General features: G+C 45.2%; 21 protein-coding genes and 1 tRNA gene. 12 read left to right on the forward strand and 10 right to left on the reverse strand.

What is annotated here, in order from left to right; genetic code table 11:
- Window positions 1-27 precede the first annotated feature (27 nt).
- On the reverse strand, window positions 28-960 hold the full coding sequence (locus ACFSKO_RS03160; RefSeq protein WP_380248325.1) for a pseudouridine-5'-phosphate glycosidase: 933 nt from the start codon (window positions 958-960) through the stop codon (window positions 28-30).
- A gap of 34 nt (window positions 961-994) precedes the next feature.
- Window positions 995-1927 (reverse strand): carbohydrate kinase family protein, encoded by a 933-nt coding sequence (locus ACFSKO_RS03165; protein WP_380248327.1) that lies wholly within the window; start codon window positions 1925-1927, stop codon window positions 995-997.
- Between the two features lie 800 nt (window positions 1928-2727).
- Here ACFSKO_RS03165 and ACFSKO_RS03170 point away from each other — a divergent pair.
- Together ACFSKO_RS03170 and ACFSKO_RS03175 are read left to right on the forward strand one after the other, a co-directional pair.
- Window positions 2728-2961, forward strand: a complete 234-nt coding sequence (locus ACFSKO_RS03170; RefSeq protein ID WP_380248329.1) for a hypothetical protein — start codon at window positions 2728-2730, stop codon at window positions 2959-2961.
- A 7-nt stretch (window positions 2962-2968) separates the two neighbouring features.
- Complete coding sequence (locus tag ACFSKO_RS03175; protein WP_380248331.1) at window positions 2969-3193, forward strand: ATP-binding protein; 225 nt, start codon at window positions 2969-2971, stop codon at window positions 3191-3193.
- A 138-nt stretch (window positions 3194-3331) separates the two neighbouring features.
- On the opposite strand, the gene ACFSKO_RS03180 is transcribed toward ACFSKO_RS03175, so the two are convergent.
- Both ACFSKO_RS03180 and ACFSKO_RS03185 read right to left on the reverse strand, forming a co-directional pair.
- On the reverse strand, window positions 3332-4228 hold the full coding sequence (locus tag ACFSKO_RS03180) for a GNAT family N-acetyltransferase (protein WP_380248333.1): 897 nt from the start codon (window positions 4226-4228) through the stop codon (window positions 3332-3334).
- Window positions 4215-5207 (reverse strand): MDR family oxidoreductase, encoded by a 993-nt coding sequence (locus ACFSKO_RS03185; RefSeq protein ID WP_380248335.1) that lies wholly within the window; start codon window positions 5205-5207, stop codon window positions 4215-4217. The genes ACFSKO_RS03180 and ACFSKO_RS03185 overlap by 14 nt, the downstream gene beginning before the upstream one ends.
- A 269-nt stretch (window positions 5208-5476) precedes the next feature.
- Here ACFSKO_RS03185 and ACFSKO_RS03190 point away from each other — a divergent pair, with 269 nt between their 5' ends.
- Both ACFSKO_RS03190 and ACFSKO_RS03195 read left to right on the forward strand, forming a co-directional pair.
- Window positions 5477-5944 (forward strand): PAS domain-containing protein, encoded by a 468-nt coding sequence (locus ACFSKO_RS03190; protein ID WP_380248337.1) that lies wholly within the window; start codon window positions 5477-5479, stop codon window positions 5942-5944.
- 161 nt (window positions 5945-6105) lie between these two features.
- Window positions 6106-8049 (forward strand): methyl-accepting chemotaxis protein, encoded by a 1944-nt coding sequence (locus tag ACFSKO_RS03195; RefSeq protein WP_380248339.1) that lies wholly within the window; start codon window positions 6106-6108, stop codon window positions 8047-8049.
- 134 nt (window positions 8050-8183) lie between these two features.
- Here the strand turns inward: ACFSKO_RS03195 and ACFSKO_RS03200 are convergent, their stop codons facing one another.
- A complete protein-coding gene (locus tag ACFSKO_RS03200; RefSeq protein WP_380248342.1) occupies window positions 8184-9242 on the reverse strand; it encodes a diguanylate cyclase domain-containing protein in 1059 nt (352 codons plus the stop codon).
- Between the two features lie 415 nt (window positions 9243-9657).
- Between ACFSKO_RS03200 and ACFSKO_RS03205 the strand changes: the two genes are divergently transcribed.
- Window positions 9658-10509 (forward strand): ion transporter, encoded by an 852-nt coding sequence (locus ACFSKO_RS03205; protein ID WP_380248344.1) that lies wholly within the window; start codon window positions 9658-9660, stop codon window positions 10507-10509.
- Window positions 10510-10578: 69 nt separating this feature from the next.
- On the opposite strand, the gene ACFSKO_RS03210 is transcribed toward ACFSKO_RS03205, so the two are convergent.
- Both ACFSKO_RS03210 and ACFSKO_RS03215 read right to left on the reverse strand, forming a co-directional pair.
- Window positions 10579-11427 carry a mechanosensitive ion channel family protein gene (locus tag ACFSKO_RS03210; protein WP_380248346.1) on the reverse strand — a complete coding sequence of 283 codons (849 nt, stop codon included), beginning with the start codon at window positions 11425-11427 and terminating at the stop codon, window positions 10579-10581.
- A gap of 160 nt (window positions 11428-11587) precedes the next feature.
- Window positions 11588-12226 carry a glutathione S-transferase family protein gene (locus ACFSKO_RS03215; RefSeq protein WP_380248348.1) on the reverse strand — a complete coding sequence of 213 codons (639 nt, stop codon included), beginning with the start codon at window positions 12224-12226 and terminating at the stop codon, window positions 11588-11590.
- Between the two features lie 239 nt (window positions 12227-12465).
- On the opposite strand from ACFSKO_RS03215, the gene ACFSKO_RS03220 reads away from it, so the two are divergent.
- The 6 genes from ACFSKO_RS03220 (at window position 12466) to ACFSKO_RS03245 (ending at window position 18684) form a co-directional block, all read left to right on the forward strand.
- A complete protein-coding gene (locus tag ACFSKO_RS03220; RefSeq protein WP_380248350.1) occupies window positions 12466-12942 on the forward strand; it encodes a PAS domain-containing protein in 477 nt (158 codons plus the stop codon).
- A gap of 186 nt (window positions 12943-13128) precedes the next feature.
- Entirely contained in the window at window positions 13129-14067 is a 939-nt protein-coding gene (locus ACFSKO_RS03225) for a radical SAM protein (RefSeq protein ID WP_380248352.1), read from the forward strand.
- A 56-nt stretch (window positions 14068-14123) separates the two neighbouring features.
- Complete coding sequence (gene yczE / locus ACFSKO_RS03230) at window positions 14124-14801, forward strand: membrane protein YczE (protein WP_380248354.1); 678 nt, start codon at window positions 14124-14126, stop codon at window positions 14799-14801.
- An 84-nt stretch (window positions 14802-14885) separates the two neighbouring features.
- Window positions 14886-15212: an SH3 domain-containing protein gene (locus ACFSKO_RS03235; protein WP_380248356.1), complete on the forward strand. Its 327-nt coding sequence runs from the start codon at window positions 14886-14888 to the stop codon at window positions 15210-15212.
- Between the two features lie 506 nt (window positions 15213-15718).
- The gene (locus tag ACFSKO_RS03240; RefSeq protein ID WP_380248358.1) at window positions 15719-17560 is read left to right on the forward strand and encodes a DNA cytosine methyltransferase; all 1842 of its coding nucleotides are present in this window, start codon (window positions 15719-15721) and stop codon (window positions 17558-17560) included.
- Complete coding sequence (locus tag ACFSKO_RS03245; protein WP_380248360.1) at window positions 17557-18684, forward strand: hypothetical protein; 1128 nt, start codon at window positions 17557-17559, stop codon at window positions 18682-18684. Before ACFSKO_RS03240 ends, ACFSKO_RS03245 begins: the two co-directional genes overlap by 4 nt.
- Window positions 18685-19157: 473 nt before the next feature.
- Here ACFSKO_RS03245 and ACFSKO_RS03250 read toward each other — a convergent pair.
- The 3 genes from ACFSKO_RS03250 to pip all read right to left on the reverse strand — a co-directional run bounded on the left by ACFSKO_RS03250 (window position 19158) and on the right by pip (window position 22942).
- Window positions 19158-19234, reverse strand: a tRNA-Arg gene (locus tag ACFSKO_RS03250).
- A 296-nt stretch (window positions 19235-19530) separates the two neighbouring features.
- The gene (locus ACFSKO_RS03255) at window positions 19531-21594 is read right to left on the reverse strand and encodes a CAP domain-containing protein (RefSeq protein WP_380248362.1); all 2064 of its coding nucleotides are present in this window, start codon (window positions 21592-21594) and stop codon (window positions 19531-19533) included.
- 391 nt (window positions 21595-21985) lie between these two features.
- Window positions 21986-22942 carry a prolyl aminopeptidase gene (pip, locus tag ACFSKO_RS03260; protein WP_380248364.1) on the reverse strand — a complete coding sequence of 319 codons (957 nt, stop codon included), beginning with the start codon at window positions 22940-22942 and terminating at the stop codon, window positions 21986-21988.
- 64 nt (window positions 22943-23006) lie between these two features.
- Here pip and ACFSKO_RS03265 point away from each other — a divergent pair, with 64 nt between their 5' ends.
- On the forward strand, window positions 23007-23849 hold the full coding sequence (locus tag ACFSKO_RS03265) for a thermonuclease family protein (RefSeq protein ID WP_380248366.1): 843 nt from the start codon (window positions 23007-23009) through the stop codon (window positions 23847-23849).
- The last annotated feature ends 5 nt before the right edge of the window (window positions 23850-23854 follow it).

A 23854-nucleotide genomic window follows, 5' to 3' on the forward strand; every position in this document is an offset into this window, starting at 1 on the left:
ATGGCTTTAAAGCCTGAGATCCTGTACTCAAACCTTAGCTAAAGCACTCAATTTTACAGCAATATTCGCAGCAAGAACCGCATTGTTTTTCACTAATGCAATATTGGCTTCAAGACTTCGACCATCAGTTAACTCAACAATTTTGGTAAGTAGATAAGGTGTAATAGCCTTACCAACCACACCATCATTTTGTGCATCTGAAAGGGCCGATGAAATCACAAGATTCATCTCGGTAGCGTCCATCGCGTGAGATTGAGGGATCGGGTTCGCGATCACCGCCCCACTTTCATAACCAAGATCCCTTTGAACTTTCAACATCGCGGCAATCGTTTCAGGATCTTGTGCCGTCAAAGGGGCACTCAGACCGCTTTCTCGACAATAAAACGCAGGAAACTGGTCTGTTTGATAACCAACTACAGGAACACCTCTTGTTTCCAAATACTCTAGCGTTTTTGGTAAATCCAAAATCGACTTTGCCCCGGCACAAACAACAGCAACAGACGTCTTGGAAAGCTCATCAAGATCAGCAGATATATCAAAATTTCCTTCTGCGCCCCGATGCACCCCCCCAATACCGCCTGTAGCAAAAATTGAAATCCCAGCAAATGCCGCACAAATCATTGTTGCAGCAACCGTTGTTGCTCCGTCACCCTTACGTGCAACAATCATCGGCAAATCTCTACGAGACAGTTTGGCAACGTTCTTTGCTTGTCCCAGCCGCTCAAGATCAGAATCATCTAGGCCAATTCGTATCCGACCATCAAGAACAGCAATTGTCGCCGGAACGGCGCCTCGATTACGAATGATTTCTTCAACCTCACGCGCAGTTTCAACGTTTTTTGGGTAGGGCATGCCGTGAGCGATAATTGTAGATTCAAGCGCGACAACAGCGCGTCCTTGAGCCAAAGCTGCTGTGACTTCCGGTGTTATATCAAGGTAATCTGTAATTTTTGAATTCATTATTTTAGCCAATTATTGGAAAGTTGATTTTATTTTAAACGGTGCCAATAGCGTCAACGCTCAATTCTCGCAAGTCTTCAGTCGTGGCCCCTTGCTTTTTGAGGGTGAAGGCGGCTGTTGCCAAACCGAGTTGAAGCGAGTGTTCAAGGTCATACCCTCTGGATATTCCACTTAAAGTACCAGCGATTAAAGAATCTCCGGCCCCTGTGACATCCACAACGTCAACTGTTTTCGCTTGAAAATATCGGTGCCCTTCCCCGTCAAACAAATGAACACCCAGGGATCCCATCGTGATGATAACTGCCCGAGCGCCTTGTAAAATCAATTCTTTACCTGCTGCGACAATATCACTTTCAACTTTTAAACTTGTTCCCGTTAATTCAGCGGCTTCATCTCTATTACAAAACAATAAATCCAGGCGATTGATAACGCTCAACAGTTTTGATGACTTGGCAACGGAAACCGCATCTGCAGCAATAAATCCATTGCCTTGTTGCCAACGGGTCAACACGTCAAGAGTCTCGATGGGTAAGTTGGTATCAACAAACCAAATAGGAAACGATTTAAAGTCACTCTTTAACGCGGCAAGAATATCCTCTGTAAAATCATCGTATATTGCCATGTCTGCTAAACCAAAAGCCAGTTCTCCATTGGGTTCCAGAACCGCAGTGTAGGTCGCGGTCGGATAAATCATGGAACGCGGCAATGGAATAACAGTTAAACCCTTGTCCGTTAAAAGAGATTGTATGGCATCCCCGGCAGAATCATTTCCCCATCGGCTCACCAGCCCCGTTTTACTGCCGAGCCGGCATACGTTCACAGCAACATTGTGAGCCACACCACCTGGATAGCGAGAAACAGAAACAGGATTAGAGGTTCCCCTTCGAACAGGTTCCTGGCTTTGTGAGCGCACATCCCAATGGGCCGCTCCGATACAAAGGACAGGCGAATGTTTCAAATCTAGCAAATTTTATACTCTTATTAATCTGAAATAGTCTTCCCACTCTTCTATCCATTAGTCACCATAATAGGAAGACATCATTGATCAATATCAATGCTACGCAAACAAACCTCCTTTAAGCTTCGTACGTTGATACAATTAGCTTAGGCTCCATCCCAAAAGTTGACATTTTTAAGGTTCAAAGTTGCGATTACAAAAAAACATCTGTGCACAGCAAAAAGGCGATGTCTCACCACGCCATAATTTGCGACGCTCGCTGTTTGCTTTTTTCGCTGCTTTTTCTTTATTATTTCAACTTCTTGTACCGTTGGACCAAAGTTGGGCGCACTCATCTTTAAAATTCGATCTGGAAGCAGATGATGTCTTTATCATTTGCACGCCAAGAGGATTAAGAGTTCTCTCCTTAAATTCTGAAGATGACGGTCAACCAATAGAAAGCAGTTTGGATTTATCATGTCCCGCTTGCTCGCTGACGTCGGTAACCATAGCTCCTCTACCTGTCAGCGTTCCCATCTCGCGGCGATACGATGCCCTAAACACAGCTACTTGGTTTGTCCATTCTCACCCAACTATTACCGTTTCAACGGCCCCTCTTCCTGCCAGGGGCCCACCAGAAGTCCACTCGCTCAGAATACAAAAAATAGTCCTAAAAAATTAAAGATCTCGGATAGCCATCTGCGATCTTTAATTTTTGATCGTCGACTTTATTTATCAACAACAGTTTCACCTCTGATTCATCGACAAAACTTTAAGGCCCATAGATTACTTTAGGTTGTTTATTGATCTCGCTCATCTAGATTTTCTCTTTGGAATTGTTTATTGGATCGCCCCCAGACGCAAAATTCATCAACGATATCCTTGATGTCGCGCGTGTCGAAATCGGTGAAATGGGTATTCGTGAAGACCCCATAGATATTAAAGATCTCTTTTCAAAGTGCACCAGAATGATGAAGACCCAAGCTGAAAATTCCAACCTGACACTTGAAAGTGAAATACCCGATAACTTCCCTTTTCTTCTCGGTGATCTAAAGACACCTTAAACAAATTTTGATTAACCTCCTGACAAACGCAATTAAATTCACACCAGCTGGCGGCACAGTGAGTATGCAAGCTCGCCACACTCTAACAAAGAGAATGATTATTTCAGTTAGAGATACTGGCGTTGGTATAAACAAAGAAGATCTATTAAGAGTTCAAGAGCCTTTTGCTCAGGCGGAAAACGCCTTTACCAAAAAAACACCTCGGCACAGGATTGGGTTTAACGATAATTAAGGCCCTTACGTGGTGTCATAATAGTACGTTACTCCTAAATAGCACACTTGATGTCGGCACGACGATCGAGGTTTGCTTTCCTTAAGAAAGAATCCTTGAGCGAGAGAATAAAAAGATCAGTTACCGACAGGCAAAAACTTAACCATAGGCCTGGCTTGTTATCGCCCAATAATCCCGACGCCTCTCCGGATACGAATGTACATTCGCTACCGGGTCAGACCGTAACATAGCCGGAGGGTTTGCGATGAGACGAAACCCAAGATCAGGTAGAATCTCATGTAACTCACTTTGTTCTTCCGGAACATCAATCCGCAATTCACGACTCTCTTTTTCCGCCAATGCCAAGATCATAGCAAGAGACACGTCTCGATGAGGTGCCGTAATCGGTCCGATATGCCGTTGTGCACGCTGTTGGCAAGAAAGCGCAAAAGCTTCAATTTTATCCTGAGAGCTTTCCATCACATAACCAATATCTGATTGTGCGAGTCTCAGTCTTAATAGGTTTTCACGCTCACCACCTACCGAACAGGTATCCAGTTGGATTAAGGCCGCCAAATCGCTCTTTACAACAGTCCTTAGTTTGAACTCTGGAAAGCGTAAACTTTGTGTTTTCTCTCTGACCTCCTTTGGATCAGCGAAAAATTTCCGGATACGGCTCGCAGTGTGATAACCAAGCTTTCGATAAAGCGGTTCACCTTCATCAGTTGCAACCAAGCACAAGTGTCTCCCGCGTGCGACATCGCTCCTGTGCAAAGCCAGCATTATCGCCTTGCCATATCCTTTCCTGCGATGGTTAGGGTTCACCATGATCATACCAACAGATGCCAACGTTTCACCATAAGGGAAAAGTGCTCCCGTCGCGATGATCTCTCCACGATCGTCGCGTAATCCTAAAAATAACCCAACGCGAAGCATCACTTCAAGATCAGCTTCGACATGCGTCCAATTTAAGGCCTCGACCAATCTCAAAATTTCAGAAATATCTTCTCGTGTCAGTTCTTGAACAAAAGGGTGAGCTTGGTCAGGCATTGACATCAACAACAACTCTCCCCTGAACAGATCCTTTTAAGATAGCAGCCCCAAGTTCTGGTAAATCACTTAACTTGGCTGGCTGAACGATAGCTTCGAGTTTATCCAACGGGAGATCAGAAACCACACGTTGCCATGCCCGTTGACGATTTTCAAAGGGTTGCATCACCGAATCTATCCCTAATAGATTAACCCCCCGCAACAAAAACGGGATCACGGTTGCTGGTAAATTTGCGCCCCCAGCCAATCCGACAGCAGCAACAGATCCGCCGTATTTCATTTGCCCTAAAACACGCGCAAGCATGTTCCCGCCAACAGCATCAATACACCCAGCCCAGGTTTCACTTTCAAGCGGACGCTTAACTGTTTCATTTAACTCTTCTCGCGCCACAACGCGACTTGCTCCAATCGATTTAAGATAATCAGCTGTTTCAGGCCGACCAGTCACCCCTGCAACATCATATCCGAGTTTTGCAAGAATCGACGTTGCCACAGAACCAACCCCTCCCGCAGCACCCGTGACCAACACTTCCCCTTTTTCAGAAGACAATCCATGATCTTCCAGCGCCATAACAGCAAGCATCGCCGTGAACCCTGCCGTACCAACCGCCATTGCTTGTTGTGTGCTCAATCTCTTAGGCAAAGGAACAAGCCAGTCGGCTTTAACACGGGCTTTTTGTGCATATCCCCCCCACCAAGCTTCACCAACCCGCCATCCTGTGAGAATAACTTTATCCCCTGGGTTATAACGCGCATCATCTGACTGTTCGACCACACCCGCAAAGTCAATTCCAGGAATATGAGGATAGTTGCGAACCAAGCCACCACTCCCCGTAAGGCAAAGACCATCTTTGTAATTAACGGTTGAATACTCAATCGCAACGGTAACGTTACCATCAAGTGGCAAACGACTGTCATCCAGCTCCTGAATTGCAGAAGTTACGACACCGTCTTCAGATTTATCGACAACAAGGGCCTTGAACATAGCTGCTCCTCAGTAGATTATTTATGCGTTATTCGTATCGCAAATCGATACTGGCAGATTAAGGATCGGGTAATATTATCTTAATCGGTACTTCACTGTCCTGAAAACCGGTATATTAAAAAATCATGCTTAATCAAAAAGCAACGTTTGGCCACAGGTTCCCTGAATTATGATCAGGTAAACATTTCCTGCAATCTTGTCCTTTATTAAGAGCTTTCTAACTTTAGACAAGATAGAATAAGAAAACGAATAGCAAGTGAATGCCCTATATGGTTGGACCAACAAACACAGATATTCCTTTCACACAAAGTGAATGGAATTCAAAGATTAGTAAGATTTATAACTACTGGTTATCAATTCATCCTAAAAGTAACGAACTACCTAGACGACAAGACTTCGATCCAATGGATATTGTCGACCTCCTTCCCCTTGTATGGATGCTGGATATCCACAACGACCCTCTTCGATATAAATTTCGATTACTCGGCACAGCCCTAACCCCAATCCTGGGAAAAGAACCAACAGGGCAGTGGCTGGATGAAGCTTTCCCAGACGCGCTCAATAGCGGTGCTTATGACGACTATCATTACGTCGTACGAACCCAAAAGGCCCTCTATCGTAAAGGTACGCCGCAATATATTGTTCCAGAATACAAAACAATCGAACGATTGCTCATGCCGCTGGTAGACAGAGATAACAACTGTCAAATTATTCTCGGATTATCGGTTTACACCTGATCGTCACCTCCCCTCCATGCGTCCCGACACATATTTTGGCAATTCAAACTCGATTTTAAATTATTACACTTTTATGCTTTCTTTATAAATTGGAGAAATAATAGACGGAGTTATTCAACTAATCCTGATCAACCAAGTGTGGTAACAAGGAGTCTCGTGCAATGTCCTTTAACATTGGTAGCCGTATCTTAGCAGCTGCGGCTTTGATTGTTGTGGTTACTTTTTCTGCCTTTATTTTATATTTTGATATCAATCAAAAAGCAGAAATCCGTGCATCACTGAAATCAAATGTGATCGAAACAGGAAACCTCGCGACGACAGGCATTGCCAACTGGATTAGCGGTCGCCAATTTTTAATCGAAAATGTAGGACAGAATATCGTTACAGATCCCAGCTCTGAGAAGGTTGCGACCTATGTCGATCGAAAAGTTCTTAGTGACACTTTCATGTTTACCTATTTTGGTAGTGACCAAGGCGTCATGACGATGTTTCCCAACGATGCTTTACCTGATGGATATGACCCTAGGGCACGACCTTGGTACAAAGATGCCGTTGCCGCTCGTTCCAGCACATTAACCGAACCCTATGAAGATGCCTCAACTGGAAATTTAATTGTTACGGTAACAACACCCGTCATCGACGGCGATAAAGTGCTGGGCGTTGCTGGCGGTGATATTGAAATTACCGTGTTGGGTGATCTTATTCGCAGTGTCGATCTCGGCGGCATCGGGTATGCCTTTCTCGTCAATGACAAGGGAACAATACTAATCCATCCCGACAAACAATGGACGCTCAAATCAATCAATGACGCCTTTCCTGATTCCCCTCCTACAGTCAGTCCCGATATGGCATCTTTTGCCGAGAGCTCAAACGACCAGATGTTTGCCTTTTTTCAAGTCGAAGGCCTGCCGACTGTTAACTGGTATTTGGGTCTCGCAATTGATCGCGATGCCGCCTTTCAGTCGCTCACAGACTTCAGGATAACCGCCATTATAACAGCAGTTGTCGCCGTATTGGCTATCATGGGACTTCTTGGCATTCTGGTACGATTATGGGTATCAAAACCTGTCCTCGCCATGACAGGTGCCATGACAAATTTGGCCAGCGGTAACCTTGAAGTCGATATTCCCGGTCAAGAACAGACCGACGAAATCGGCTCAATGGCCGCAGCCGTGAATGTGTTTAAAACGAATGCCATTGAAATGGGCCGCCTTGCCAGAGAAAACGAGCAGGCCACAGAACGTCTAGCCGAAGAGCGCCGGAACACTCTTCATCAAATGGCTGATTCTTTTGAACAGTCCGTTTTATCTATTGTTGAAGCCGTTGTTCAGGCCTCGAGTAAAACGCAAAATGTTGCAAGCCAACTGACCTCCAGTGCGGAAGAGTCAAACGCCCGTGCTCTTGCCGTTTCCAATGCGGCCGAAGAAACCAGTTTGAGTGTCCAGACCGTCGCTGCGGCAACAGAAGAACTATCCGCAGCCATACGTGAGATCGGCGTTCAGGTTACTCAATCTATTAAAGTGACCGGAGAGGCCGTAGAAGGTGTGAACCGTACCAATGGCACTGTTACAGAGCTTGCTGAAGCCGCCCAACGTATTGGCGAAGTTGTGAGTCTGATCTCAGATGTAGCAGGTCAGACCAATCTTCTTGCCCTTAATGCAACCATCGAAGCTGCCCGCGCGGGTGATGCCGGAAAAGGCTTTGCTGTCGTGGCATCGGAAGTAAAAACCTTGGCAAACCAAACCGACCAGGCCACAGGTGATATCCAAACCCAGGTCGATGGTATTCAAGGTGCGAGTACTCAATCCGTTCAAGAAATCAAAAATATTAGTACCACGATTGAAAAAATGAACGAATTTGCCAATGCTATCGCTGCTGCAATCGAAGAGCAAGGAGCGGCAACTCAAGAAATATCCAACAGTGTACAAAGAGCCGCTTCCGGTACACAAGAAGTCTCCAGTAACGTCGCTGTCGTGACAGAAGCTTCCTCACAGGTAAGTGCTGAAGCAAATAATCTACTGCAGTCCTCCAGTGAAATGCAGACCATGGCCGAAAATCTACGATCAGAGGTCCAGGACTTCCTCAATACAGTGCGAAATAGCTAGTAGTTGAAGGTAGAAACAGAACAAAGGCCCTGTCATTGATACAGGGCCTTTGTCCTTATCAGCGTTAATCAACTGCGGATATTCAACGAAAAGACTCAAAGGTCAAAATTACCCGGAATTACCGGGAGACAGGATTATTTAGAAAAGAACCCATAATTATTTTTCCCCTGACGTTTGATCAAATACATCGACTGGTCTGCATTTCGTATAACCGCTTTGGCTGATCCGCCATCGTCAGGAGAAATCGCAATACCGATACTTGCTCCAACCTTGATTTTATCATTCTTAATTAAAAACGGGACAGAGAGTTCTGCAACAATTTCCTGTGCGATCAAGGCCACATCCTCGCGTTGTCCGGCCTCGTTCAACAACACAACAAATTCGTCTCCACCGATACGAGCAACAGTATCATTTTCCCGAATAAGAGCTTTCAACCTCTGCCCAACACCAATCAATACAGCATCACCCGCCTCATGCCCCAGACTATCATTCACGACTTTAAAACCATCCAGATCAATAAACAAAACAGCGGTTTTAGTCTTGTTTCGGCGATCATTCATCATAGCCTGTTCAAGCCGATCCATGCACAAACGTCGACTAGGTAATTTGGTCAAAGCGTCGTGCAATGCCAGAAACTTCATTTCCTGTTCCGCGGCCTGAAGATCTTCAGCAAGCGCCACAAGTTCCTGAGCCTGCAACTCCATACGCTCCTCGCTATCTCTTAGTTCGGAAATCTGAATTTTCAGTTGCTCTTCAGACAAGATTAAGGCCAGCTCGGCCGCTTTGCGTTTTTCAATATTAAATTGCTGCTCTTCTGCCAGGCCCACCATTTCCTGTGCCTGCGCTTCCATACGCTCTTCACTGTCACGCAAAGTATGAAGTTCAATATTAAAACGCTCTTCAAGTAGGTCGACAGCTTGTTTTATTTTTTGAGTCAGATCATTTTCGCCCTCGGCAACGATCGTCTCAACAACCGTAATCGCACGTGTTAACAGGTGATCGAAAGCCACACCAAAAGGGCGCTCATCCCACCAAGTGATTTCCTGCAAACACGGCTTAAGATCACTTACTGAAATTAAAGCCACAAAACGGGGAACTTTAATATGGGTGATATAACACTCCCCACTTTCCCCTTTTCCATAAATAAAATCATCGTAGCCAAGAACTGGCGCCGGGTCGTTAAGTTCCAACATAATAGAAGTAGCCCCCGAAACAAAATCTCCTGATAATGACTTCAGAAGTCCGTCTCTTCCTTCTCTTTTGATAATTTAAAAATGCGAAACAGTTTTTGATTTTTTTAGTCAGGCGTTTTAACACACCTTAACTGAAAAATCATAACCAAAATACCATAACCGACCACAAAAGGTGTATATGCGCCACGTACATCAACGTTTCCTCACCAACATCACCCAGAGTAACCTAACTTTCCCACGATAATAACTTCAAACATGTGAAACTATTTTTATCATTATGAGTTGATACCTCCCTGTTTTCCAATTTTACAACGCTTTACTTCTACACCTTTAAATTCCAAGAAGATTGACCAAATACATTTCTGCGTTAAAAGCATGTAGAACATCGGCACAATAATCAGCTCTGGTTGTATTTATGACAAAATCACTTATTCAGGGAGCATCTCTTTCCCTTACTGACAAACTCAAAAAGCTATTGAAGGGGGACAAATTCGCCTTCGCTATTGCAGCATTGATTGTCGTAAATGCCATTACTTTAGGTCTCGAAACCAACCCGAACCTAAGCCCTGAAAACACCGAACTCCTTTTTTGGGTAGATAAAGTAATTTTGGTTATTTTTTCCATCGAGCTCTCTTTAAAGCTTTTTGCTTATCGCATGAACTTTTTTAAGGACGGTTGGAATCTATTTGATCTGCTTATCATCACTGTTGCCTGGATTCCGGCAAGTGGTGCCTTTGCCGTTCTACGGGCATTCCGTATTTTGCGTGTGCTGAGACTGATCTCTGTCATCCCGCAAATGCGACGGGTTATCGGCGCCATTGTCCATTCCATCCCCGGCATGCTCTCCGTCATCGGAGTGTTGTGTATTGTCTTTTATGTCGCGGCCGTTCTGACAACCAAGTTGTTTGGCCAACATCCCGACCCCAACATGCAAGAATGGTTCGGCACCATTTCTGCGTCTGCCTACACCCTGTTTCAGATCATGACACTTGAAAGCTGGTCTATGGGGATCGTTCGCCCAACAATGGAGATCTTTCCACACTCTTGGATTTTCTTTATTCCCTTTATTATCATCACCAGTTTTGCCGTTCTGAACCTATTTATCGGTATTATAGTGGATGCCATGCAGACTTCACACGAAAACGATACTGACGACAAGATAACCGAAATGGCGGCGCTCACGCATGATGACCTGCGCGCCCTAATCCATCGGTTTGATAAATTAGACGAAAAAATTGAGAAGCTGGCGCCAAAAACACCTAAATAATGTTAGCTTTTTGGTTTCAGCTTCTCAATGACACGTAAATATTTGCGTCGATTGCATATTGCCCTAAGCCTAAGCTTGCTCTTCTAAATCGGCACTGGTCGCCTCAAGTGATACAGCGCCATGGCTTACGTTCAAAAGGGCAACGCCCTCTTTTTTGAGAGCTGTGAGCAACGCGGTATTTATACGGTATCTTTTTTGGAAATATTGCTGACTTGGCACCCAATAGCGTAAACCAAGAATCACGCCGCCATAAGTAAAGTCATGTACACCAATTTGAGGACTTGGTTCATCAGGAATATCCGGATCATTTTCCAGAACTTTACGTAATACCCCAATGACTTTATCAACATCCTCATGATGAGGCACCGGGATCCTCGTTTCCACAATCGAGCTACTGTGCGAATTGGTGATAACTTCGCCGACAATTCTCTTATTGGGGATTGTGATCAGCTCTTTATCCTCACCGATCAGCTGGGTATAGGCCAGTTTGACCTCATGCACCACGCCGCTACCGCCTTTTACGATAATCGTATCACCAATGGTAAAGGGTCGAGTCAGGATGATGGAAAGTCCTGCACCATAGTTGGACAAGGGCCCTTGAATAGCCAACGTCGCACCAAAGGCTCCCGCACCTGCCAGGGCAATAAGCGGGGCCGTGCTGATCCCGAAATTACCAAGCGTAATAATAATGACAAAGACAACGATAACGACCTTAACAATACTTCCAATGAACAATGAAAGAGTCTGATCAAATTCTTTTTTGATGCAAATGCCACTGACCTTGCCCCCGATCCAACTGGCAATTTTAAGACCAATAACCAGAACAATAATGGCACCCAGAATCTGGAAACCATAGGTTACTCCGAATTGGATCAGTTGTTCCAAAAGTGCTTCCGCTGTTTTCAGTTCTTCATTCATTGCCTAATCACCACCAAACATTGTTTAACCGTTATTTATTTTATGGGTTAAAATTCCTTGTCCCCATCAAACCGCGAAGTAAAGAAAGCATCAACAATTATTTCCGTTCAGAACAATAGTGAACACTTATTCATCCACCTGCATGACTAATATCAGAGTTTTATTTATTCTCTGTAATCCATTGATCATAGACAAGCTGAACACTTGGTCGTGCCATGACGGTATTGGCAATGCGCTTAACATTCGGGAACGCGTCCGTTGACGGATGTCCACGCAGTGGATCTAACCAAGTAGTCAACATGAAAAGGTAGATATCGACGGCACTGAATTGATCACCCAACACCCATTCATTACTTCCAATTTGATCATCAATAACCTTCCAAGTTTCTCTCAAACGACGGATACCACGCCTTTGCGCGCTTGGTTCATCAGCCGACGTATTCGCAAACCGTTCAGGGTAATAGTTGAGCTGAAATGCATTTTGAACAGAGCTAGAGAAATACACCAACGTCTGTAAATACAAGCCATATTCAGGATCATCAATCTTTGGAGCCAACCTTACCTCTGGATGACGAGCGCACAAGAACATAGCAATGGCGGCACCTTCGTACATTGTAATATCATCACAAATGAGCACCGGCACCCAACCGTTCGGGTTTAGTGCCAATAATTCTGGCGATCGCGTCTTATCACTGGAAATTTTCGTGGGTATTAACTCATACGACACACTAATTTCTTCCAGCAGCACGCGCGTTCCCATCGCGGCACTTCCTGATGCATAATACAGTTTGTACCCCACCGATTTCCCCTTGTTTCTTCGTTACCCCGTGATTTCATTATCTTCATCAATAACACTCATCAAGAAGTGAAGAGAAGAAAGCATCAACAATTATTTATATCTCACAAAAATTGTTTAGTTTTTTTGGGATATACACTATCAATCTATTTGTACCTGCTCTCTAGAAATTAGACTCAACTTTAGTCTCTTATAAATTCACGTCGTTTCATTTTTGAAAGCTCCATTCAATGACAAAGCCTATGAAATTTAATGCACGGGTTTTTGATGAAAGTTTTTTGGATCGTTGCGATGAACGCATCGCCGCATTCTATCAATTATGGAAATCAAAGTGTAAGAACAACTCTACTCCTTCACGAAGTGATTTTGATCCCATTGAGATGATCGAATTTTTACCGGGAATAACTTTGGTTGATGTCGACATAGAAACCCTTGAGCTAACCTATCGATTGGTTGGCACCAACGAAGTTGCCGTCCGTGGAAAAGACCCCACAGGTGAAAGTGTAAAAGATAATTTTCATGCGAATACCTGGGAAGATGCTTGGGGAAACTATGGTCACGTCATAATGACCCAAGGCATAGCCTACGATGATTCAGATATTCCCAATTCAAATGGCGTTATGGTCGGCGACGAAACAATATTTGTGCCTCTATCACCCGACGGCGAGCACGTGAATATTGTTATGCTGTATAGTATTCAGCGAAGAGTATCTCGATAAGTTTTCCAGCTTTAAATCCCCATTGTACAATCAAGCATCGCGAAGTGAACTTTCCCGAAATTTAGATACTGGATCTTAATATGTTACTTAATCCCGAGAGTTTTGTGGTTTATACTTTATAATCAACATAAGAACCGTAACATACTAAAGATGAGTTTGAATTTTTCGGGTATCACTCGTCTTTCTATGTTTCCCGACTTTGGGGCATACCCCACTTTGCCACTTTGCCCACCTTGGAGGATTACGACAATTTATTACGATATGCCCCTTTATCGCCCTCCGAGTGAAGGCAATAACCTGATTATTCAAGCCACTCTTGGATGTTCAGCAAACTATTGCACCTTTTGCTCTATGTATAAGACCAAATCATACACCGCCAGACCGCTTGCGCAGGTATTCGCAGATATAGACAGCGCAGCACGTGAATGGCCCACGGCAAGTCGTGTGTTCCTTGCCGATGGGGATGCCCTCACCCTGTCGATGGATAATCTGCGCGCGATTTTAAACAAGCTCCACGAAACCTTCCCCGCACTTACACGCGTATCGGCCTATGCAACGCCCAAGAACCTAATCGATAAATCTGTTGATGAATTGCGTGAGCTTAAAAGTATGAAGCTTAACCTCGTATATATGGGGATAGAATCAGGATCAACGGACGTCCTCAAACGTGTCATCAAAGGGGCCTCGCAAAAGACCCATGGCATGGCATTGGACAATGCGAACGCAGCTGGATTGAAAGTGTCGGCAACTGTAATCCTCGGACTAGCAGGACAGGCCGGATGGGAAGACCACATTGCGGGGACAGCAAAGCTTATCAATGAACATCCACCGACCTACCTTTCAACACTTCAACTCACGCTTGATGAGGGCGTAGTTGATGAGTTCATGGCAGGACAAGAAGAGGGTTTTCAGTTTCAAGATGACGATGCAATCCTCATTGAGCAAGAACACTTGCTCAAGCTTCTTAACCCGCCAAAGCCGGTCATTTTCCGCTCCAACCATGCCTCGAACTGTTTGCCGCTGGCTGGTAATCTACCAAAGGATCGGGATAAGTTATTGGACGTTATTGCTCTCGCAAAAAACCAAACCCACTTGCTCCGTTCGCCCCAGATGCGCGGCCTCTGATAGATGGCCTGTAATGGATGGCCTAATAATGCGAGATATATGATGGGTAACCCATAATGAAACTATTTCCCAGTCTCTCATTTCTCTCGGTTAAGGGTGTACCTTCCTTGGCCTGGAGTTCCCCAAAACCCCTAAACTTACGACCCAACCTTATCACCGTACTCTTTTTGGTATTTGGCCTTATAATATTTGGTCTTGGTGAAGCCCTTCTTATCGCTGCGGGAACAGGCGTAAGCCCTTGGACTGTCCTTGCTCAGGGTGTGAGCAACATAGCGGGGTGGAGTATTGGTCTATCGACTTTTATCGTCAGTATAACTGTGCTTTTATTGTGGTGGCCGCTCAAACAAGTGCCGGGTATCGGAACAATCCTTAATGCCATTATTATTGCCCTCGTCTTCGAATTTGTGCTCCCCTACATTCCAAGACCTGACACGTTTATATTTCAGGTCTTACTCGCCATATTAGGTATTCTTGTTACCGGATTAGGGGGCGGTATTTACTTGATCGCTAATCTAGGCCCTGGACCAAGAGATGGCTTGATGACGGGGATACAGCAACAGACGAACTTTCCGATTGCATGGGTTAGAAGCGGTATAGAGCTAACGGCTGTTATTGCCGGGTGGGCCTTGGGCGGTGTCGTCGGCCTTGGCACAATATTGTTCGCCTTCCTAATCGGCCCCTCTGTCGCTTGCAGTTTGTTTATGTTGAACAAGATGTTTGGTCGGGAGAAATAAAAAAGCAAGGGTCACACAAAGACCGGTTGCAGCATTGCACTCTCGATGGAATGATAAGCGCTCCAAATCTATATGGAGAGTATATTGATAGGACAGTGCCTTCATTATGCGGCGAGAGTTAGTATCTTTCTCGCCATAACATCGCCAGCACATGCGACGGTTGGCTGCATGGTTAAATCCAATACAGCTGGAGCAGAAAGCGCCAATCTCTATAATGCCCCCGATAACACATCAGAAACAATCCGGGAAATTCCACAGGGTGACATCGTGTTATATCCCGCTCAGGAATTAGCACCCGTGCAAACCAATGATTGGGTTTGGGTGCGACATGACATTACTCAAGAAGAAATTTGGAATAGCGGAATTTACGGATGGATGAAGCCTGAGAACATTTCAGAAAACTGTGGGTAGTTAACTGCCAAGGTGATTAAGACACCATAGCCACTGCTAAAAATTTAAAAGCCGCCGACCAGAGAGATCACCTGATGAGCGAGTTTCAATTTGCAATCTACGTCATTGCCAAAATTAATATTAAAGATACCTTGATAGAAAATTTATGATGTTTAAATGGTAGATTTATGCTGTTATTGAAAAGCTTAAAATAGTAAATCTCATGGAATATTAACTTATGGACACTTAGAGCAAGACTATATTTCTGTCTGCCATTTTCTTTTTATCTGGGTGTTGGAACATATAGCAATAATATCGTAGGATTAGTGTAAAAATATTTGATAACCCTAGCATCAGAAAGATACACCTACTAAGAATAGTACTGTGATGGAAACGACCGCAAACTCAAATTACAACTTTTCACTCGTATCACGAACCAACGTCACCTTAGAATAACTAGATCTGCTAGGGTCATCTACCAGATTATGAGGAATTAAACTAAAAATGCAGTGTTCGGAAGATCAGACGTGAAGTCAACTCGTGTAGCAAGTTTTTTTGCCGGTGCAGGTGGCCTCGACATAGGCTTCAAACAAGCAGGCTTCGATATAGTCTATGCCTCTGACATCGAGAGCGATTGTTGTGAAACTCTCAGAATCAACCGTGGCTCTTCTACTTCTGATAGCTCAAATATTCACTGCGGCGACATTAGAACAATCGACTTTAATACTCTTCCAGACAATATTGACCTCGTTGTTGGAGGCCCCCCATGTCAAAGTTTTTCAGCTTCTGGGCGAAGAGCTGGGGGGGCCGCTGGACGGTTGGACGACCGAGGCAATCTCTTTGAAACATACCGTGACATCATTAGACATCTTAAGCCTAAGGCGTTTGTTTTTGAAAACGTACGAGGCATTTTAGCAACCAACAAAGGCCAAGATTGGGTCGCGATAGTCGCCGCTTTCAACGAACTTGGCTACTCAGTGAATTATCGGCTGTTAGATGCCGCTGATTATGGTGTACCGCAACATCGCGAACGAGTATTCTTAGTAGGGCATCTCTCTGAAGGACCCTTTTTGTTCCCACGTCCGTTGTTTGGGCCTGACTCTTGCGATGACACTCAGCACGTTTCTCCCAAGGATGCATTCAGAGGCTTGAGAGTAAGAAATTCAGAAGCCGATACACTGAAATTTGAGGGCGGCAAATACTCACATCTTTTGCCAGAGGTACCCGAAGGCCAAAATTACCTATTCTTTACGGCCAAGCGCGGACATCCTAACCCAATCTTTGCATACAGATCACGGTTTTCCGATTTTCTCTATAAGGCTCATCCCGAGTATCCGATGAAAACCATTATAGCTAGCCCAGGAAAGTATACGGGGCCGCTTCATTGGGACAATCGTTACTTTTCGATTAACGAATATAAAGCGATCCAAGGCTTTCCTCTGGACTATCGTTTTTATGGTGAGCGGGCATCTGTCATAAAGCAAATTGGCAATTCCGTTTCCCCAAAAATCGCTTTTTGTTTAGCCCAGGCCGTAGCGCATCAGATATTCGAAGCATCACAGAAATTGGATCTACTGGGCGCTGAAGAACACCTAACCTTCGACAAAAGAAAAGGGGTGAAGGCTGCAAAGACGCGAAAACTTCACGGGCAAATACAGAAAAAGCGCAATAGAAGCGTAATTATTGCGAAAGGTGAGAAAGATTTTCAATTTTCGCTTTCACCTCGTGGAGCTTTAGCGCCCAAAGTGAATGTGATGGGTACTGCGAGAGACGATAAGCATCATCTGGATGTTTTTTTCGCAGCTCGAGGTAAGTTAACTGCAGAAGTAGTGATTGATGTGTGGTCCACAGCCCGCGACTTTTCAGGCACACCAACTGCTACATTGAACTTATCACTTTATGGGAGCGGGCTTAGCGCCCCACAGCTTCTGTGGAATGCTGTTGATGAGTGGGTGCGATCAGTCAGTTCATTTGGTTCTTTATTCGAACTGTATGGGCATTTTACCGAGCCATATCCATTCTTTCAGATTTCACAATTTACAGCGACGAAGAGGGATGCAATTCTTCAATTTGCTAGGTATGCCTCTGATTTTCAACATTGTTCCAAATATTTAAACAAAAGTGACCTTATGGCGGAACTGGCAGATGCCTTTCAGGTGTCAACATTTGATGAATTAGCAACGCGGCTAAGAGAAATGCGGTACGACGTTAGGACACGCGAGACAAATATTGCCATTCCGCATGGTAAATACATGATTGCGTACCCGTTCACGTTACCTCAAAGCAAGCAGATGAACTTTTCTGTCAAACAACGTACTAATTCAAAAATTGCTACCTCATACATTACAAAGAAACGAGCTTCCCTTTGAGCGATTACACAGACCACAATAACCTGATCCTAGAAACACTAAACAAAGCTCTTATTGTTGGGGATGAAATGGACCGCAACGATACCGTAGATAAAACCTTTGGTCTTCCTGGTGGCCTTAGAGCAAGCTTGGATACCATGAACGATAAAGCGGATAGCTCGGCTACGGCAGCTTTCACTAACCTGGTTACCGGAATTGCAATTAAGATTGCATACCCAGAAGTAGATGTTCGCTTTCACCAAATTCAAATACAAAACCCCCAGCACTTTAACCATCGTGGGGTCAGTGAAAATGTCGTCTATCCTTTCCTTCGAGACCAGGATTTTGATGGTGCTAAATCCGGATGGCAAACTCGGACGTTGGAGCGTCCCAAGCCATATATTCTTACCTATGATGAGAATATAAGAGCGGTCAAGGATGAATTTTTAGCTTGTTATCACGCACTTGAAGAAGGTGGAGTTGATGCTAAGCACATGCTCAATTATCTGTTTCTCGGGCAAGTGGTTCGTCGGAACGCCAAGAGAATTGATCTAATAGAACCACGGATAGACGACATCAGTACTATCATGGGGCATTTTGAGGCACATTTTTTTGCTAAATATAAATCTCGGGGTCAATCAAGGTTACCCGTTCTAGCACTGCACAGTCTTTACAAGCTCATTATGCCAGAGCTTAAGCGCTTTGAGGGGCTGGACTTGGCAAACCTTGAACTTCACAGCGCCGCCGACTCGCAGACCGGCGCTACAGGCGACATCGAGATTAAGAAAAATGATGGCACCGTTTTTGAAGCAATTGAGGTTAAACACGGCATCCCAGTTTCGCTTGACCTCGTGACGGACGCGGCAAAAAAACTGATAACCCGTCGTGTTGATCGTTTTTACGTTCTTACAACCCATAAAAATTGCGGACAGACTGATGAAGTGGCTGCAAAGATCAAAGAAGTGAGAGAACGCACTGGCTGTCAGGTTATAGCAAATGGTGTGATACCAACCATGCGATATTACCTTCGTCTGGCGCAAAACCCCGCTGATATATTTCCGCACTACACTTCTTTGCTCAAAGTTGAACCTGCTATTTCGCATGAACATAGGGTAAAATGGAACGACATCGTTTTGCCACACTGATACTTATCAAAGGCATTAGCGCAAAAAATTATTTCCAATAACAAGTTGCCGATTACACCCCTTAGTGTTCCTCGGTATTTTATATATTCCGTATAAAAAACTCGTGTAAATATTGACCAATACTAGAAGAACTGGAAAAATTACCTTTAATAGTTTGGGGGCACCTCATGTATAATATATGAGGATAATTCTGTATTATGATTAAGTGATTCGCTTCAAACAATTGTAGGGCGGCACATAAGCTGTCACCGTAAATAACGCAGTTTAAGGCTTTTAGAAGATTTCGAGCGTGTCCGCCATGCTTGAGAATGACGCATAAGATGTCATCGGCCAAAGCTTTGAACTCAAATAGTGCCATTTAACAAATTTTGTAAGATTTATTTCACATAAGACAGCTTATGAGTTCCCCGCTCAAACGAAATCAATAACTTAGCATCGATTTCGATGACAGCTTCTTTGACGCCCTATACAAATGGTGATCCCGACGCGATTCGAACGCGTGACCCTCAGATTAGGAATCTGATGCTCTATCCTGCTGAGCTACGGGACCACTATTGTTCTGTATAGTCGAGAGTTTCTTTTCTGCCAAGGGGGGAAGGTGTGTGAATTTATCGATTTCGCGCATCCATAATCAGACTTTTAATCTGGTATCTAATCTGGCTCTTTATCCAACCATGAACTTCAAGACAAAAAGAACCCCGGCAGTATGAATACCACCGGGGTCTTGAGTTAAGGCACGTTACTGACAGGGTGCCTTTGGGAGAGTTCTCTAGCTATCTCACTTTGCGCCTTATCTAAAAGCAAACTGAAATAACTATGTTTTTTTAAATCAACACATTGACCGCGTTAAACACTCGCGGTTTCTGTGATGATGCTATTGTTATCCAACAGATCCTGAAGGCTTTGTCCGCCAAAATCTGCGGTGGCAACACGGTCCCAACCGCTGTCTGCGCCATTGCATGACGGGCCGTCATCGTTCTGGATCAGAAGATCATTCCCCTCAACACGCAGATAGTTATCAAGGGCGTCGCCTTCTACGCCTGCTTCATAACCAACATCGCCCAAGAGATCAGCAACGTTAATCACATCCCCTTCGTCAGCGTTAAAGTCAAAGATACGATCAACCCCACGATCAGAAGTAACCATAAAGGTATCCGCACCAGCACCACCAAGCAGGAAGTCACTGCCCGCGCCGCCAATCAGGATATCATCGCCTTCGCCGCCAATCAGAAGATCAAGACCACGTCCGCCGTCCAGCGTATCGTCTCCTTCACCCCCAAGAAGGAAATCACGACCTCTGCCACCTGACAGATTGTCATCTCCACCACGGCCCCAAAGAACATCATTGCCCCGTAGGCCAGTGATTGCATCATTACCGTCTTCACCCATCAGGTAATCGTTCTGCATTGTGCCCGTGACAGGGTTAATCGGTACGGGTGTTGGTTCTGGTGTAGGCTCTGGTGTAGGCTCTGGTATAGGTTCTGGAGTTGGTTCCGGTGTAGGTTCTGGAGTTGGCTCCGGTGTGGGTTCTGGAGTTGGCTCCGGTGTAGGTTCTGGAGTTGGCTCCGGTGTAGGCTCTGGAGTTGGCTCCGGTGTTGGCTCTGGAGTTGGTTCCGGTGTAGGTTCTGGAGTTGGCTCCGGTGTAGGCTCTGGAGTTGGTTCCGGTGTAGGTTCTGGAGTTGGCTCCGGTGTAGGCTCTGGAGTTGGTTCCGGTGTAGGTTCAGGGGTTGGTGTTGGCGTAGGTGTCGTTTGGGACAACTGAACGGTCTGGTCGTTGAATTTCAGCGACTCAATATTGGTTAGTGTATCCATGCCCTCTGTACCACGCAGATCGCGGATCTGGTGACCATCAGCAGTTTCAGTGATCTCAAAATCGCTGGCATTACCATCGTAAACCGCAACGTCACCGCCGTCACCACCATCAAGCATGTCATTCCCGGCACCACCTGTCAGTGTATCGGCACCCGCCATCCCGGAAAGGGTATTATCCCCTTTGTTTCCTTGAAGAACATTATCCAACTCGTTCCCGGTTGCATTAATGTTATCAAGACCCAGTAGATTGATCCCCATCAGATTTTCGCCTGCCGTTGCGGTAACGGATGTTTCCACAACATCATCCCCGATCAGATCGATCTTGGCATTTTCACCTGCCAGCGCAACCGCGACAGCAACAGGCTTGGAAAGATCACCACCTGAGAAGCGGACATTGTAATCACCGTCTGCCAGTTGCTTTTGATAACCACCACTTTGATAGGTTTCAGTTGTTTTTGCGTCGCCACCCGCTGAAGTTGGGGTGGGGGTCGCGCTTACCGTAATGCCTTCACGGCCCTCACCAACGGAATAGAAGCCATCCCCATCGGCATCTTTATACGCAACACCTGTGAGGAATTTATCACCGCCTTGATCAGAGAAATTCTGACTTGTCATCAGGGCGTTATATGAAACGCCGTTGCCAGCTGTAAACTCACCATCGCGGACGCCAAGGCCAACTTCGGTGAAATTATCGCTCATCAAGTTTGTGCGGTGGCCGGAACTTTTAAACAGACCTTCATGCTCGCTCAGGGTTGTCGCGGCTTGATCAATCTGTCCTGTTGATCCTTGCCATGCGATGTTCTCGCCCCAGTTACGTGTGCTATAGCCCGCCGCACGCATCCGCTCTCCCGGATCACTTCCGCCGCTTCCAGTGTGGCTAAAGGTATTGGTGGATAACATCCAATCAGAATGATCCCGTGCGGAATCAATAAGCTGTTCGTTAAAAGCAAGAGGTTGTTTGCTGTCGCCAGAGATCTGTCCGGGCGGCAGGCCCTGATTGAGATCGAGGCCAAGTCTGGCTGCTTCGGCCTCTGGGTCAAGACGTGCACGGTTTATAAGTTCTAGTTGGTATTGTTCAAGATCACTCGGTTTCGCCATTTGTTTGTCCTTTCGGGTTTCGAAGGTGCAAACCATGACCTGAACAGCGTCAAAAGTGTTGTGAGAAAAGCTAGATATATCTGTGACTTAAACAGGATTTTTCCGCCTTTATGTCATCACATTTCAGACTCTAAAATATTACGATGAAAAAAATAAGTGCCGCAAAATGGCGCTCACCCTGAACCTATGCGGATCTGAATTTTATAGAGGCTGTGTCTAAAACCGGATGGCCTTCTCTCTGCCTTTTCTCTGCCACTTTTGGCGCGAGTCTTTCAGCCACAACTATGCCGGGCGCGTGTACGATTCGAACACGCCTCTGCTCAAAAAACATAAGGCACAAAAAATTAAGGTCCCCAGAAAGGAAAAAAGAAAGGACGAAAGGTTAGAAAAACTAAGGCAACGCCTTAAATTTTTCCATGGCTTCAACCAGTGCTTTCGCAATCCCGGGCTCATTGGCAGAATGTCCAGCATCATCAATCACCCGAAACTCAGCCTCGGGCCACGCTTTTGAAAGGGTATAGGCCGTCGTAATCGGACAAACGATATCATACCGTCCGTGGACAATTACAGCCGGAATGTGTCTGATTTTATCCACGTGTCCCAACAGGCCTTCTTCAGGCAGGAAGCTACCATGTTTGAAATAATGCGCCTCGATCCTCGCGGTGCTGAGGGCTTTGCTATCCATCCGTGAAGCGGCGATAACTTCGGGGTCAGGCACCAAACAGACGCAAGATCCTTCATAACCACTCCACGCCTTTGCAACCGGCATATGTATCGCCGGGTCCGGGTCGGTTAATCTCGTATAAAACGAATTGAATATGTCGTCATGTTCGTCTTCGGGCAGGCTTGCAATAAAATCGTCATAAGCCTCCGGGAAAATTGCCCCCATACCCTCCTTGGACATAAACCAATCCAGCTCGGATTGGCGAGACAGGAATATCCCCCTGAGAATAAGTGCCTCGGTCCGATCGGGATGTGCCTGTGCATAGGCAAGGGAGAGTGTCGATCCCCAAGAACCACCAAATACCAGCCAGCTTTCAATGGCAAGCAGTTCGCGCAACGCCTCCATATCGGAAATCAGGTGTTGCGTGTCATTATTGACCAATGATCCCAGCGGAAGGGATTTTCCACAGCCGCGCTGATCAAACAACACAATGCGATAGTGCGCGGGATCAAAAAACTGGCGTTGTTTTGGTGTCGTTCCGCCGCCTGGGCCACCATGGACAAAAATAACAGGCTTACCGTCTGGATTACCGGATATTTCCCAATAAATTTCATGGTCATCCCCAACAGAAAGAGATCCGGAATCGTAGGGTTCAATTTCAGGATAAAGTTCTTGGCGGCTCATCAAAGAAAATCCATCTATACTATTAACGGTTGCAGTTTTAAATTTCCCACACTATGACGGGACTATGTCTTTTTTAAAAGCCCAGATCCCTTTTTCTTCTGCTCGACAGGCCATCCTATATATTTCCTGTCTGATTTTAAGCTTGATGATAAACCTCCCCGTACAGGCTCAATCCCAAAGCGAACTTATTAAAAAACTTGATTTCTCTCAACCCGTTGAAATTTTTGCTATTAATAAGGATGGTGATTTCATTCTAAAGTCGGGTCAAACATTAAGGTCTGCCGAGCTTAATTTACCAAGTACCCAGGACTGTGATCGACTAGCCCAAGTATGCAGTATTACTAAAAAAATTCGCGACTACTACACACAAAACCTTGTTGGGCGAACGGTCATGATAGATCAAAGCACCATTTTTAGTGATCGTTACAACAGATTACACGCTCATATCCAAATTTCCGGTGAGAATTGGCTCCAATACACCCTGTTAAGCCTTGGTTTAGCAAGAGTAGAAACACTGCACCCCTCACCACTCACCACTCCATTTCTACTCGCTGCTGAAGCCACCGCACGTGAACAGAAAGTAGGGATTTGGTCTCTTAAAGCCTTTGAGCCTCTTTCAGTCGATATTCCAAAAAGTAAAATGGACCGTTTTCAGATCATTGAAGGCACCATACAAGAAACTGCCGACGTAAAAGGTGTTATCTATCTGAATTTTGGCGACAACTGGCGTGAAGATTTTACCATAAAGCTACCTGCAGACATCCGCCGAAAATTTGTTGATAAGGGACAGTCATTATTGGGATTAAAAGATCACCGTATTCGCATACGGGGCTGGTTGTTTTGGGAAAACGGCCCTATGATATCGTTGTATCATCCAGAACAACTGGAAATTTTGACCCCACAATAAAATTA

The organism is Kiloniella antarctica, from assembly GCF_042682825.1.
Taxonomy (GTDB): Bacteria; Pseudomonadota; Alphaproteobacteria; order Kiloniellales; family Kiloniellaceae; genus Kiloniella; species Kiloniella antarctica.

Coding starts and splice junctions, on each gene's coding strand:
- ACFSKO_RS03190 (WP_380248337.1), top strand. CDS start 5,477: ATGGTTGGACCAACAAACACAGATATTCCTTTCACACAAAGTGAATGG.
- ACFSKO_RS03200 (WP_380248342.1), bottom strand. CDS start 9,242: ATGTTGGAACTTAACGACCCGGCGCCAGTTCTTGGCTACGATGATTTT.
- ACFSKO_RS03205 (WP_380248344.1), top strand. CDS start 9,658: ATGACAAAATCACTTATTCAGGGAGCATCTCTTTCCCTTACTGACAAA.
- ACFSKO_RS03160 (WP_380248325.1), bottom strand. CDS start 960: ATGAATTCAAAAATTACAGATTACCTTGATATAACACCGGAAGTCACA.
- ACFSKO_RS03225 (WP_380248352.1), top strand. CDS start 13,129: ATGTTTCCCGACTTTGGGGCATACCCCACTTTGCCACTTTGCCCACCT.
- ACFSKO_RS03185 (WP_380248335.1), bottom strand. CDS start 5,207: ATGTTCAAGGCCCTTGTTGTCGATAAATCTGAAGACGGTGTCGTAACT.
- ACFSKO_RS03180 (WP_380248333.1), bottom strand. CDS start 4,228: ATGTCAATGCCTGACCAAGCTCACCCTTTTGTTCAAGAACTGACACGA.
- pip (WP_380248364.1), bottom strand. CDS start 22,942: ATGAGCCGCCAAGAACTTTATCCTGAAATTGAACCCTACGATTCCGGA.
- ACFSKO_RS03220 (WP_380248350.1), top strand. CDS start 12,466: ATGAAATTTAATGCACGGGTTTTTGATGAAAGTTTTTTGGATCGTTGC.
- ACFSKO_RS03195 (WP_380248339.1), top strand. CDS start 6,106: ATGTCCTTTAACATTGGTAGCCGTATCTTAGCAGCTGCGGCTTTGATT.
- yczE (WP_380248354.1), top strand. CDS start 14,124: ATGAAACTATTTCCCAGTCTCTCATTTCTCTCGGTTAAGGGTGTACCT.
- ACFSKO_RS03265 (WP_380248366.1), top strand. CDS start 23,007: ATGTCTTTTTTAAAAGCCCAGATCCCTTTTTCTTCTGCTCGACAGGCC.
- ACFSKO_RS03210 (WP_380248346.1), bottom strand. CDS start 11,427: ATGAATGAAGAACTGAAAACAGCGGAAGCACTTTTGGAACAACTGATC.
- ACFSKO_RS03255 (WP_380248362.1), bottom strand. CDS start 21,594: ATGGCGAAACCGAGTGATCTTGAACAATACCAACTAGAACTTATAAAC.